This window comes from Aureimonas sp. AU20 (assembly GCF_001442755.1).
GTDB lineage: Bacteria > Pseudomonadota > Alphaproteobacteria > Rhizobiales > Rhizobiaceae > Aureimonas.
In genome coordinates this window covers 1,803,757-1,817,495 of sequence record NZ_CP006367.1, presented here as the reverse complement: position 1 = coordinate 1,817,495, position 13,739 = coordinate 1,803,757, and the positions used below count along the sequence as shown (strand labels likewise).

Annotated in this window: 8 protein-coding genes; 3 read left to right on the top strand and 5 right to left on the bottom strand. The window is 67.0% G+C overall.

Annotated features, from left to right (window positions below; all coding sequences use genetic code 11):
• The first annotated feature begins 41 nt into the window (after positions 1–41).
• Together M673_RS07955 and M673_RS07950 are read left to right on the top strand one after the other, a co-directional pair.
• Entirely contained in the window at positions 42–1,289 is a 1,248-nt protein-coding gene (locus M673_RS07955; protein WP_061975129.1) for an efflux RND transporter periplasmic adaptor subunit, read from the top strand.
• Positions 1,286–4,441 carry an efflux RND transporter permease subunit gene (locus M673_RS07950; RefSeq protein ID WP_061975126.1) on the top strand — a complete coding sequence of 1,052 codons (3,156 nt, stop codon included), beginning with the start codon at positions 1,286–1,288 and terminating at the stop codon, positions 4,439–4,441. Before M673_RS07955 ends, M673_RS07950 begins: the two co-directional genes overlap by 4 nt.
• 54 nt (positions 4,442–4,495) lie before the next feature.
• Here the strand turns inward: M673_RS07950 and hydA are convergent, their stop codons facing one another.
• Both hydA and M673_RS07940 read right to left on the bottom strand, forming a co-directional pair.
• Positions 4,496–5,944, bottom strand: coding sequence for a dihydropyrimidinase (gene hydA / locus M673_RS07945; protein ID WP_061975124.1), 1,449 nt, complete (start codon positions 5,942–5,944; stop codon positions 4,496–4,498).
• A gap of 27 nt (positions 5,945–5,971) precedes the next feature.
• Positions 5,972–7,219: a Zn-dependent hydrolase gene (locus M673_RS07940; RefSeq protein ID WP_061975122.1), complete on the bottom strand. Its 1,248-nt coding sequence runs from the start codon at positions 7,217–7,219 to the stop codon at positions 5,972–5,974.
• Between the two features lie 231 nt (positions 7,220–7,450).
• On the opposite strand from M673_RS07940, the gene M673_RS07935 reads away from it, so the two are divergent.
• Positions 7,451–8,098, top strand: coding sequence for a TetR family transcriptional regulator C-terminal domain-containing protein (locus M673_RS07935; protein WP_061975120.1), 648 nt, complete (start codon positions 7,451–7,453; stop codon positions 8,096–8,098).
• A 23-nt stretch (positions 8,099–8,121) separates the two neighbouring features.
• Here M673_RS07935 and M673_RS07930 read toward each other — a convergent pair whose 3' ends face one another.
• The 3 genes from M673_RS07930 to M673_RS07920 form a co-directional block, all read right to left on the bottom strand.
• Entirely contained in the window at positions 8,122–10,509 is a 2,388-nt protein-coding gene (locus tag M673_RS07930; protein ID WP_148639995.1) for a putative bifunctional diguanylate cyclase/phosphodiesterase, read from the bottom strand.
• A 300-nt stretch (positions 10,510–10,809) separates the two neighbouring features.
• Positions 10,810–12,153 carry an NAD-dependent dihydropyrimidine dehydrogenase subunit PreA gene (preA, locus tag M673_RS07925; protein WP_061975117.1) on the bottom strand — a complete coding sequence of 448 codons (1,344 nt, stop codon included), beginning with the start codon at positions 12,151–12,153 and terminating at the stop codon, positions 10,810–10,812.
• A 32-nt stretch (positions 12,154–12,185) separates the two neighbouring features.
• Positions 12,186–13,601: an NAD(P)-dependent oxidoreductase gene (locus M673_RS07920; RefSeq protein WP_061975115.1), complete on the bottom strand. Its 1,416-nt coding sequence runs from the start codon at positions 13,599–13,601 to the stop codon at positions 12,186–12,188.
• Between the last annotated feature and the right edge of the window lie 138 nt (positions 13,602–13,739).

Below are 13,739 nucleotides of genomic sequence, written 5' to 3'. Positions count from 1 at the left end.
GAGTGGCCCTATCCGCCGCTCCCGATCCGACAAAGGCAGACATGGCTTTTCTCCGGCAGATCGTCGTCACGGTCCTCGTTCTCCTGGTGGCACTGGGGGTCTGGATGATGCTGTCGCCGCTTCCCGGCCGGTTGGTTCTGGAAAGCGGCCTCCCCCTTCCGCAGCAGGCGAAGGAGCTAATCGCGCGTCTGTCCCCCGAAGATGCCGAGAAGGTGGGCGCAACTCCGGCCGGACGGGACGGCAATCAGGCCGCGCCGCTCGTGGTGGTGGACCCCGCTCTGCCGGCGGTGACGCGAGACAGGCTACGGGCGCTTGGCACGGGCGAAGCCGTTCGGTCCGTCGCCATCCGGGCCGATGCGACGGGCATCGTCGCGGGCATCGGCTTTGCCTCGGGCGAGGTGGTGAAGGCCGGCGCGACACTGGCCGTGCTGCAGAACGACGCCGAGCGCGTGGCGGTGGACCGGGCCAAGCTGGCGCTGACCGCCGCCGAAGACCAGCTCAAGCGCTACCAGTCGCTTTCGGCCGGCGCCGCCATCACGGCCGTACAGCTCGACGAGGTGGCCCGCGCGCGGGACGCCGCCGCGCTCGACCTTCAGACCGCCGAGATCGCGCTGCGCAAGCGCGACGTGACCTCGCCGATCGCCGGCCGAGTCGGTCTTCTCGATCTCGACATCGGCGACCTCGTGGACAGCTCCACCCAGATCGCGGTGGTGGACGACCGCTCGCAGCTGAAGATCCTCTTCAACGTGCCGGAAGCCTATGCGGCGGAATTGGCGATCGGCCAAACCGTGACGGCCGAGCCGACCACGCGGACGGGCCGCGTCTTCCAGGGCCGTCTGACGGCGCTGGACAGCCGCATCGACGAGGCCAGCCGCACCTTGCGCGCCGAAGCGGTGGTGGACAATGCGGAGGATCTTCTTCGCCCCGGCATGTCCTTCGGCATTTCCATGGAATTTCCCGGCCAGACCTATGTCTCGGTCGATCCGCTCGCCATCCAGTGGGAGCGCGCGGGGTCATATGTCTGGACCGTCGAGGCCGGCAAGGCGGTGAAGAAGCCCGTCGGCATCATCGAGCGCAATGTGGACCGCATCCTCGTCGCCTCCGATACGCTGAAGGCCAACGAACCCGTGGTGCGCGAGGGTCTACAGCAGCTGCGCGAGGGCTTGAACGTGCGGGTGCGCGAACCGGTGCAGGCGCCCGTCCCGGCCGACGCCACAGACGCGCCCGCGCCCGTTCCCTCCGCCGCCGCCGATCCGGCGAACGGACGCCGGGCGGAGCTTGCCCGATGAGCGGCGCGCCGGACAAGGGTGGGGAAGGACGTATCGACGGGCTCACCGCGCTCACCTCCCTGTTCGTCCGTCGCCCCGTTCTAACCATCGTCCTGAATCTTCTCCTGATCGTCGCCGGGCTTGCGGCCTTCAACGCGGTGGAAATCCGCGAACTGCCCAATGTGGACCGGCCCGTCATCACCGTTTCCACCAGCTTCGAGGGCGCCTCGCCCGAAGTGGTGGATCGCCAGTTGACGGACGAGATCGAAAGCGCCGTCGCCCGCGTGCCGGGCATCGCCTCGATCTCCTCCTCCTCGCGCTTCGGCCAGAGCCGCGTCACCATCGAGTTCACCGACTCCACCGACCTCAACGTGGCGGCGAGCGACGTGCGAGACGCGGTGGCCGGCATCGCCAACTCGCTGCCCGACGATGCGGACGAGGCGCGCATCGTCAAGGCGGACGCCGATGCCGACGCGATCATGCGCCTTGCCGTTCTTTCCTCGACGCTGAAGATCGAGGACCTGACCACGCTGGTGAACGACCGGATCGCGGACCGGGTGGCCGCCGTCGAAGGCGTCGCCAATGTCGATCCGTCGGGCGATCGCGAGAAGCTCGTCTATATCGATATAAGGCCGGACGATCTGGCGACGCGCGGCCTGACGCTGGCCGACGTCTCCACCGCGCTCGCCAATGCCTCCTTCGACCAACCGGCCGGCTCGCTGGAATCGCCGACGCAGAATCTCGTGGTGCGCGCCAGCGCCAGCCTGACGACGCCCGAGGAATTCGGCGCCGTCCTCCTCAATCCCAACACGCGGCTGCGCGATGTCGCGACTGTGCGCTTCGGGCCGGACGAGGCGGCCTCGCTCCTGCGCGTCAACGGCCAGACCGGCATCGGCCTCGACGTCGTGCGCCAGGCCGGCTCGTCCACCATCGCGATTTCCGAAGGCGTGCGCGCCGCCGTGGCGGAGCTCAACGCCAGCCTGCCGGAGGGCACGCGCATCGTCGTCACGTCGGACGAGGCGACCTTCATCAACGGCTCGCTGCACGAGGTCGAGCTGACGCTGATCCTCGCCATCATCATCGTGGTCGGCGTCATCTACGCCTTCCTGATGAACGCGCGAGCGACGCTGATCCCAACGCTCACCATTCCGATCGCCTTGATCGGCGTCGTCGCGGGCATCTATCTCGTTGGCTTCTCCGTCAACATCATCACCCTTCTGGCGCTGGTTCTGGCGACGGGCATGGTGGTGGACGACGCCATCATCGTTCTGGAAAACATCATCCGCCAGCGCGATCTCGGCATGAGCGTGCGCGCGGCGGCGGTCATCGGCACGCGAGAGGTCTTCTTCGCCGTCGTCTCCACCACGGCGACGCTCGCCGCCGTCTTCATCCCGATCTCCTTCCTGCCCGGTGTCGCGGGCGGTCTGTTTCGCGAGTTCGGCTTCGTGCTCGCGATCTCGGTCACGCTCTCAGCCTTCATCGCGCTGACGCTCTGCCCCATGCTGGCCGCCTCGATGCTCAGCGACAAGGAGCCGGAGGCCGGCCCGCTGAAGCGTGGCGTCACGCGGCTCGGCGGCGTCTTTGCGGCCGGCTACGCCAAGCTCCTGCGCCTCTGCCTCGGCTATCCCCTGCCGGTTCTGGCGGCCTCGATCGTCTTCGCGGTCGGCGCGATCGGTGTCTTCGCCGGCCTGCCGCAGCAGTTGACCCCCGCAGAAGATCGCGGCTCGGTTCTTATGAGCATTTCCGCGCCCCAAAGCGCCAGCCTCGCCTACACCAACGAGCAGATGCGGCAGGTGGAGGAGATCGTGCTGCGCTATGTCGAGAGCGGCGAGGCCACCAGCGTCTACGCCCGGATCGGCACAGGCACGGGCAACGGCGCCTTCATGGTGATGACGCTGACCGACTGGGGCGCCCGCGAGCGCACGCAGCAGGAGATCGCAAGCGAACTCAACCGCGCCTTCCGCGACATTCCCGGCGTTCAGGCGCGCGCCATCCAGCCGAACTCGCTCGGCATTCGCGGCGGCGGCCGGGGCCTCCAGTTCGCGCTGGCCGGACCGAGCTATGCCGGCCTTTCCGACACGGCTGAGGCGCTGGAAGCGGCGATGAACGAGGACGGACGCTGGGGCCGCGTGCAACTCGCCTTCGACACGACCCAGCCGCAGCTTTCCGTCGCCATCGACCGGCAGAAGGCCTCCGATCTCGGCATCGACATCAACGCCCTGTCGGCGGCCATGCAGTCGCTGCTCGACGGGCGCGAGATCGGCACGACCTATGTCGAGGATCGCTCGGTGCCGATCCACATCATCTCCACCGCGCAGCCGATCAACGACCCGTCCGACCTCGCCAACATCTTCATCCGGAGCACGGACGGGCGCTTCATTCCCATGTCCTCCATCGCGACCGTGAAGGAGGAGGCCATCGCGCCCTCGCTGGCACGCGAAAACCAGTCGCGTTCCGTCGCGCTTTCGGCCGATCTTCGCCCTGGGTATTCGATCGGCGAAGGCTGGGCGGACCTCCAGTCCTTCGCGGCCGAGCGGCTGGGGGACGACATGCGGCTGGTGCCGCTGGCGGAAGCGGCGACCTTGCAGGAGACGTCGAGCGGACTGGCGCTGGTCTTCGGCTTCGCCATCGTCGTGGTGTTCCTGGTTCTCGCCGCGCAGTTCGAAAGCTTCGTGTCGGCGCTCATCATCATCGCCACCGTGCCCTTCGGCGTCGCCTGCGCGATCTATTCCATGGGCTTCTTCGGCGAGAGCCTGAACCTCTATTCGCAGATCGGCCTGGTGCTGCTCGTCGGCATCATGGCCAAGAACGGCATCCTCATCGTGGAGTTCGCCAATCAGCTTCGCGAAACGGGCCTTTCGGTTCGAGAGGCGGTGGAGCAAGCCTCGATCATCCGCCTGCGCCCTGTGCTGATGACGATGATCGCCACCATCGTCGGCGGTGTGCCACTGATCTTTTCGGCCGGCGCGGGCGCGGAAGCGCGCGTGACGCTGGGCTATGTCATCGTCGGCGGCCTCGGCCTCGCCACGGTCGCGACCCTGTTCCTGACCCCCGTCGCCTACCTGCTTCTCGCCCGCTTCTCTAAGCCGGCGGGCGAGCGCGCGGCGGAAATCCGGCGCGATGTCCTCGCCGCGGAGCGCCTGCAGCTTGGCGGTGAAGCCTCGCGGAGCTGACGGCTAGGAGGCGGGCGGCCGTTGCCCTCGCCTCCTCTGCACCAACGCCCTGGTTCAAACGCCGGCGGGGATGCCGGAACGCTCGACCTTGCGCGGCGCGGTGAGTTCCTTCCAGGTCGAAAGCGCCTTGGCAACAGGCGCGTTGGCGGGGCGCTGGACGAAGCGTCCCTCCCCCGTCTCGGCGCGGATCTCGCCGTTGCGATAGGCGATTTGCCCGCGCGACAGCGTGACGGCCGGCAGGCCGGTCAGCTCGAAGCCTTCGAAGACGTTGTAGTCGATCGCCGAATGCTGTGCGGCGGCCGAGACGGTCTTGGTTGCCGCCGGGTCCCAGATCACGAGATCGGCGTCGGCGCCGACCAGAATGGTACCCTTGCGCGGGTAGATGTTGAGAATCTTGGCGATGTTGGTGGAGGTCGCGGCGACGAACTCGTTCATCGTCAGGCGCCCGGTATTGACGCCGCGCGTCCAGAGCACCGCCATCCTGTCCTCCAACCCGCCCGTGCCGTTCGGAATCTTGGTGAAGTCGCCAAGCCCGAAGCGCTTCTGCGCCGAGGTGAAGGCGCAATGGTCGGTGGCGACCACCTGCAGCGAGCCGGACTGAAGGCCCGCCCAGAGCGAATCCTGGTGCTTTCGGTTGCGGAAGGGCGGACTCATGACGCGGCGAGCGGCATAGTCCCAGTCGGGATGGGCGTATTCGCTCTCGTCGAGAGTCAGGTGCTGGATCAGCGGCTCGCCGAAGACGCGCATGCCTTTGGCCCGCGCCCGGCGGATCGCCTCGTGCGCCTCCTCGCAGGACACATGCACGACATAGAGAGGCACGCCGGCCTGATCGGCGATCATGATGGCGCGATTGGTCGCCTCGCCCTCCACCTCCGGCGGGCGGGAGTAAGCATGGGCCTCCGGCCCGTTGTTGCCCTCGCCCAGCAGCTTCTGCTGGAGAAAAGCCACCACGTCGCCGTTCTCCGCATGCACCAGCGGCATGGCGCCGATCTCGGCGCAGCGCGAGAAGGAGGCGAACATCTCGTCGTCGTTCACCATCAATGCGCCCTTGTAGGCCATGAAGTGCTTGAACGTGTTGATGCCCTCCGCCACCACCTTCGGCATGTCGGCGAAGACCTCCTCGCCCCACCAGGTGATGGCCATGTGGAAGGAATAATCGGTCCGCGCCTTGCCGGCCTTCTGGTGCCACTCGCCCAGCGCGTCGATCAGCCCCTGGCCCGGCGCGGGCAGACAGAAATCGACCACCATGGTCGTGCCTCCGGCCAAAGCGGCGGCCGTGCCCGTGTCGAAATCATCGGAGGAATGCGTGCCCATGAAGGGCATTTCGAGATGGGTGTGAGGGTCGATCCCACCCGGCATGACATAGGCGCCGGAGGCGTCGATCACCTCGTCGCCCGAAAGGTCCGGCCCGATCGCGGCGATGCGCCCACCCTCCACCAGAAGATCGGCGCGGTAGGTCAGATCGGCGGTAACGATCGTGCCGCCCTTGATCGCGATGCTCATGCTTCGAACTCCCGGGTTTCTTTGGGCTTAGGCCGCGATTCCGGCGGTTTCGACCACCGCGCCGAGCAAGACGTCGACGCCCTGCTTGGCCCAGTCCTTGGTGATGGCCTCCGCCTCGTTGTGGCTGAGCCCGCCTTCGCAGGGGCAGAAGATCATGGCCGTGGGCGCGACGCGGTTGATCCAGCAGGCGTCGTGGCCGGCGCCGGAGACGATGTCGCGGTGGCTGTAGCCGAGCCGGCCGGCCGCCGCGCGCACGGCTTCGACGCAGCCCTCGTCGAAGACGACGGGGTCGAAATGGCCGACCTCCTCCACCTTCGCCTCCAAGCCGAGGTCGGAAGCGATCGTCGCGATCCCCGCCTCGATCTCCTCGCGCATGGCGTAGAGCACCATCTTGTCCGGCGAGCGGATGTCGACCGTGAAGGTGACCCGGCCGGCGATGATGTTGCGGGAGTTGGGATAGACCTCGATATGGCCGATCGCCCCCACCGCGCCCGGCTGGCGTGCCATGGCCGCTGCGTGGACGAGTTCGGTGACGCGCGCGAGGCCCAGCCCGGCATTGCGGCGCTTGAGCATGGGCGTCGAGCCGGTGTGGCTCTCCCGGCCGGTCAGCGTCACCTCCAGCCAGAACAGGCCCTGGCCGTGTGTCACCACCCCGATCTGGACGCCCTCGTCCTCCAGGATCGGCCCCTGCTCGATATGCAGCTCGAACAAGGCGTGGATCCGGCGGTCGCCGACGGGTTCCGTGCCCTCCCAGCCGATGCGGGCCAGTTCGTCGCCGAAGCGCTTGCCCTTGGCATCCACCCGGCTCTTGGCCCAGGCCTCGTCATGCAGCCCGGCGAACACGCCGGAGGCCAGCATGGCCGGGGCGAAGCGCGTTCCCTCCTCGTTGGTCCAGTTCACGATCACCAAGGGCCGCTTGGTTCGGATACCGAGATCGTCGAGCGTGCGAGCGACTTCCAGCGCTCCGAGCACGCCCAAGACGCCGTCATAGCGCCCGCCCGTCGGCTGCGTGTCGAGATGCGAGCCCATATAGACGGGGTCGAGATCGGGCTCGGCGCCCTCGCGGCGCAGGAACATGTTGCCCATCGTATCGACCGCCAGGGTCAGGCCGGCCTCTTTCGCCCAATGGGCCAGGAGGTGGCGCCCCTTGCCGTCGGCATCGGTCAGGGCTTGGCGATCGTTGCCGCCGGCGATCCCCGGCCCGATCTTCGCCATCTCCTCCAGCGTGGTCCACAGCCGGTCGCTATTGCACTGGAGATTGGAAAGAAGGCTCATACGATCCACGATCCCTGCTTGCTGCCAGGCGCGATGTTCGGACCCAACATCCCCGCCGCTCCGCCGAGGCGCCGCCAGACGAGGCAGGCCTCGACATCAGCCGTTTCCCGATTGTTGACTATATGGTCAAAAGGGAGGCTAGAAGCTCGGCGGAAGACGGTCAAGGCGAATTTGCATGATTCGAGAGCAGGCCATCGCTGCGCAAAAAGATAAGGCAAGGAAGGCTTGACCATGGATCAGCCGCTTCGCCCTGAACGCCCGGCGACACGCATCCAGACCGCCAATCGCGAGGCCATCCTGGCCGCCGCCCTCCCGATCTTCGCGACCTATGGCTATCGCGGCACGACGATCGACCAGATCGCCAAGCGCGCCGGTATGTCGAAGCCCAATCTGCTTTACTACTTCCGGCGCAAGGAGGAGATCTATGAGGCGTTGCTCCAGCGCACGCTTGCCGAATGGCTGGCGCCCTTGCGTATGCTGGAGCGAGACGGCGACCCGGAAACGGAGCTGCGCCAGTATATCGGCGCTAAGCTGCGCATGTCCTTCGAGCAGCCCGAGGCCTCGCGGCTCTTCGCCAACGAAGTGCTGAACGGCGCGCCCGTAATCCGCCCCTTCCTCGAGACCGATCTGCGGGCGCTGGTCGAGGCGAAGGCCGAGGTGATCGCGCATTGGGTGGAGCGGGGGCGGATCGCGACCGTCGACCCCGTGCATCTGATCTTCCTGATCTGGGCGACCACCCAGCACTATGCCGATTTCGCGGCCCAAATCAAAGCGGTTCTGGGCGATCGGGCCAAGAGTCCCAACTTCTTGACCGAGACAACCGAGGCAATCCTCTCCATCGTCCTCAACGGCGTTTCCCGCGCCGAGGCAAGGAGTTAGGGCCTCGCCGTCAGCCCTTGCAATCAGGCCCGCAGGGCGGCTGAGGGCGCGTCCAGCGGCGTGGAGGGTCCGAAGCGACCGTCTTGGAAGCCCTCCCGAACTTCCACCAGGATCTTGGCAAGGTCGCTCGCCGGGCGGGGGGGCGAGAAGAGATAGCCTTGCATCTCCTCGCAGCCTTCGCTCTCCAGAACGCGCATCTGCTCCACGGTTTCGACTCCCTCGGCGATGACCGAAAGCTTCATGGACGCGCCGAGGCCCAGAACCGCGCGAACGATCGCCATGTTCTCCCGGCGCGTGAGATCGCGCACGAAGGACTGGTCGATCTTGATCTTGTCGAAGGGGAAGCGGCTGAGATAGCCGAGCGAGGAATAGCCGGTTCCGAAATCGTCCATCGAGATCGTGATTCCCATCCGACGAAGCGCATTGAGAATGTCCAGAACCTTATCGGCGTCGGAGAGGAAGAGCGACTCCGTCACTTCCAATTGAAGACGCTTGGGGTCGAGCTTGGTCTCCGCCAGGATGTCGCGAACGTCGGCCACGATGTTGCCGGAGTCGAACTGTCGGGGCGAAAGGTTGATCGACAGGCTTAAGCCCTCGGGCCAGCGGGCGGCCTGCCGGCAGGCGTCGCGCAGCACGAACTGCCCGAGCGAGACGATCAGCCCGGTTTCCTCCATGATCGGAATGAAGACGCCGGGCGAGACGCGGCCGCGCGTCGGCGAGTTCCAGCGCACCAGCGCCTCGAAGCCCGACACGCGCCGACGCTTGGAGTCCACGAAGGGCTGGAAATGCAGCTCGAACTCGCTCCGCGTCAGCGCCTCGCGCAGATCGCGCTCCATATCCTGGCGCCGCTGGTGCTCCTTCTGGATCTCCGGCGCATAGACGCAGAACGGGTCAGTGCTGCGCTTCTTGGCGGTTTCCAGCGCGATCTCGCAGTCCCGCATCACGGTGCGCGCATCCATGCCGCCGCCGGGGGCGATGTCGGGAACCACGCCGACGGCGAGACGGATCGTCAGCGGACGCCCCGCCACGGCGATCGGCCGCCGGGCGAAGTCCTGCACGATGCCACGGCCGAAGCGCTCCGGCCCCATCGCCTCGCCGGCGCCGGGCAGGATGAGGCCGAACTCGTCGCCCGCCAGACGCGCGGTGATGCTGTCCGGCCCGGCGAGGGTGCGAAGGCGCTCGCCGACCTGACGCAGGAGGTCGTCGCCGGCGATCAGGCCCAGGGTCGTGTTGATGTTCTTGAAGGCCACGACGTCGATCACGAAGACCGAGATCGGGTCGGCTCCGGTGTGAAGCGCCTTTTGCAGCGCGTTGTAGAAGGCGTCCCGATTGGGCAGGCCGGTCAGGGAGTCCTGCAGCGTCAGCCGTTCCAACTCGCGCTGGGCGCTCTCTTCCCCGGCCAGTTCGTCGAACACGGCGATGATGCCATTGTCGATCGGGTTGGAATGGCAGCGAATCCGGCAGCTCGACCCGTCTTCCAGTTCCAGGACCTCGTCTTCGGTGCCGGCCAGCAGCGCCGCCGCCAGCCCCGGATGCTCGGACCAGGAGGCCACCGCCGTTCCCGCCCGAAGGCCCGGGAAGAGGCGAAGAAACTCTTGGTTCGCGTCCGTCAGCCGGCCCTTGTCGTCCACGAGGCAGAGCGGCTTGCGCAGGGCGTCCAGCGCCACGCGCAGGCGCTTCTGCTGGCGCTCGACCGTCGCCAGGAGATGGGCGGCCGAGCTGTTCTTCTGCAGGCGGGACGAACGATCCTTGTTCTCGATCACCGTTTCCACGAAGCGGATGGCCGCTTCCAGATCCACCATCATGTCGCCCGGCAGAGCGCCTTTTCCCGCCATCGCGCCGCCGCCGACCATGCGCAGCGCCGACGCGGCGTTTCGGATGGGGCGCGAAATGCTGCGGGAGAGATAAGCCAGAAGGAGGAGACCGATGACGAGGCCGGATGCGCCGCCGGCTAGCACCGCTCGGTCGATGGCCTGGCGCTCCCGCAGGGACAAGTCGCGCATCGCGATCAGATCCCTGCGGATCACGTTGATCGCGCCTTCCACGTCTCGCACGATGTCGGCCAGCTCTCGCTTGACGAAGCGATGCGTGACATCGCCGTCGGCGGTGCGAAGGCGGTTGATGGAGTAGAGCAGCGTGTCGAGCTGGTGGGTCAGGTCACCGTCGGGCAGCGAGCCGATGGCGCCGCGCACGCTGCCGACGATATCGGTCAGCCCCGTCAGAAGCGCCGCGCCGTCATCGCTCTGCAGTGCACCGGAATGGGTCAGGGCCGTCGGCGTGTCGACGAAGCGCTTCTCCAGATCGTTCAAAGCGCGAGACGCCTGTTCGAGCCGGTCGAGCGGATCGATGCCATGGTCGAACATGGCCGTCGCGATGTCCGCCGCGTCGCGATTGCTGCGAAGCACCAACATTCCGACGAACCCTGCCAGAAGCGCGATGAGGAGCGCGCTGACAAGAAGTTTGGCGTTTATCGATTTCACAACACCAACTCATGCTCCTGCCGACGATCGACCAATCGATGGCCGACCATCTTCGACTTTCACCCCGAGCTTCGCATCATGACATTAGTGTTCCGTTACAGCCGGGCTGCTTGGGATCGTCGCATCGACGGGAAGACACCGGAAATTGATAGAGAAAAGGCCGCCGTACCCGGCGCGCCGAGAGTCTGACCACACGCCATGCGCTCATACGAACGACGAGGCTTCCGTCCGTCATTCCGCCGCGTCGGGCAGCACCATCGGCTCGGGCGCGAACTGAATCGTCTCTCGTTTCAACGGGTTGTTCGGATGCACCGTCCAGTTGGAATAGTCCGGCGGGATGGGCAGGCCGGTGCGTGGATCATGGCCGGTGATCTGCTCCATCGTGATGCAGCTTTCAATCGGGCAGACATTGACGCAGAGGTTGCATCCGACGCAGTCGGCGTCGATCACCTCGAAATGGCGCAGTCCGTCCACCTGATTCGTGATCGCCTGATGCGACGTGTCCTCGCAGGCGATGTGGCATCGCCCGCACTTGATGCAGAGGTCCTGGTCGATGCGGGCCTTGGTGACGTAATTCAGGTTGAGATACTGCCAGTCCGTGACGTTGGGCACGGCACGGCCGCGAAAATCCTCGATGGTGCGATAGCCCTTCGTGTCCATCCAGTCCGACAGGCCGGCCGTCATTTCCTGCACGACCTTGAAACCATAGGTCATAGCTGCGGTGCAGACCTGCACGTTGCCGCAGCCGAGCGCGATGAACTCCGCCGCATCCCGCCAGGTGGTGATGCCGCCGATGCCGGACATCGGCAGGCCGTATGTTTCGCGGTCCCTGGCGATCTCGGCCACCATGTTGAGCGCGATGGGCTTCACCGCCGGTCCGCAATAGCCGCCATGGCTGCCGCGCCCGTCGATCGTCGGCGTCGGCGCGAAATTGTCGAGGTCGATCGAGACGATGGAGGAGATCGTGTTGATGAGCGAGACCGCGTCGGCCCCGCCCCGCTTGGCCGCGCGGGCGGGATAACGGATGTCGGTGATGTTGGGCGTCAGCTTGACGATGACCGGCAGGCTGGAATGCTGTTTGCACCAGGCGGCGACCATCTCGATATACTCGGGCACCTGGCCCACGGCCGAGCCCATGCCGCGCTCGGACATGCCGTGCGGGCAGCCGAAATTGAGTTCCACCCCGTCGCAGCCCGTATCGGCGACGCGTGCGAGGATCGCCTGCCAGCTCCGCTCCTCGCAGGGCACCATGAGCGAGACGACCACGGCGCGGTCAGGCCAGTTGCGCTTGACTCGGGCGATCTCCTCGAGATTGAGGTCCAGCGAGCGGTCGGTGATGAGCTCGATATTGTTGAAGCCGAGCAGGCGGCGGTCCGGCCCGTGGATCGCGCCATAGCGCGGCCCGTTGACGTTGACGACAGGGTCGCCCTCGCCCAGCGTCTTCCAGACGACGCCGCCCCAGCCGGCCTCGAAGGCCCGCTGGACATTGTATTCCTTATCGGTCGGCGGCGCGGAGGCCAGCCAGAAAGGGTTGGGCGAGCGGATGCCGATGAAGTCGGTCGCGAGGTCGGCCATGATCTTGGGTTCCCAATCGTCCGGGGTGAGGCTCAGCGCGCGGCGGCGGCGAAGGCCGGCGGGGATGCGGCTTGCTCAGGGGTCGTGAGGGCCGCGTTTCGCAATGCCGCGTCGATCGAAAGCGCGGCGCGCTTGCCGTCCTCGACCGCGACGACGGTCAGATCCTCGCCGCCGGCCACGCAGTCCCCTCCGGCCCAGACGCCGGGCAGGCTGGTGCGCCGCTCGGCATCGACGCGGATGCGCCCGCCTTCCAGCACCAGCCCCGCCGCCTCGGGCTCCAGCCCTTCCAGGCGGAACTGCTGGCCGATCGCCTTGAACACCTGATCGGCCTCGATCGTCACCGTCTCGCCGATCAGCTCCAGGCGCCCATTCACGAGGCGCGTTCGCTCCATCTCGATGCCCCGCACATGGCCGTTTTCGGCGAGGATGCGGCGGGGCGCGAGATGGCAACGGATCTGCACGCCGCGCGTCTGCGCGATCTGCTGCTCGTAGAGCGAGGCGTTCATGCTCTCGCGGCCACGCCGATAGGCGAGCGTCACCTCTTCCGCGCCCAGCGCCTTGGCCTGCACGGCTGCGTCCACCGCCGTCATGCCGCCGCCGATCACCACGACGCGCCGCCCGACCGGCAGATCCGACAGGTCCCGCGTCTGGCGCAGCTCGGCGATCCAGGCGACCGCATCGTGCGCGCCGGCGCTCGCCTCGCTCTCGAGGCCGAGCGCGTTGACGCCGGCGAGGCCGAACCCCAGAAACACCGCGTCGAAACTTTCGCGCAGCTCGTCCAGATGCAGGTCGCGCCCGAGTGCACGCCCGTTGACCAGCGTGATGCCGCCGATCGCCAGAATGAAGTCCACTTCGGCCTGGGCGAAGCCGTCGGTCGCCTTATAGGCGGCGATGCCGTACTCGTTGAGGCCGCCCGGCTTCTCCCGCGCGTCGTAAAGGGTGACGTCATGGCCGAGTTGGGCCAGTCGATGGGCGCAGGACAGGCCCGCCGGCCCGGCGCCGACCACGGCGATGCGGCGGCCCGTCGATGCTGCGCGTTCGAACGGATGCCGCCCCGCCTCGATCAGGTGATCGGTGGCGAAGCGCTGAAGCAGGCCGATGCGCACCGGCTTGCCCTCCGCCGCCTCGCGCACGCAGGCTTCCTCGCAGAGCGTTTCCGTCGGGCAGACGCGGGCGCACATGCCGCCCAGAATATTGGCCTGGAAGATCGTCTTGGCCGCGCCGACCGGGTTGCCCGCCTGGATCTCGCGGATGAACAGCGGCACGTCGATCGAGGTCGGGCAGGCCTGCATGCAGGGCGCATCGAAGCAGAAGTAGCAGCGATCCGCCTCCACCAGCGCCTCGTGCGCCTCCAGCGGCGGATGAATGTCGGAGAAGCCCTGGGCGAGCAGATCGGGGCCGAGCCGACCGGCGGCGATGTCGGGAGAGGTCATGCGGATTTCGGACATGGGAAACCCTTCTGGACGAGATGGCACGGCGCTTTCGACAGCGCCGGAGGCGGCGGTCCGAAAGGCGATGGCGGCATGACGGCGGAAGGCTTCGGCGCCCCGTCGGCCCCGAGTTTCGAACCGTTCCAGATCAGAATG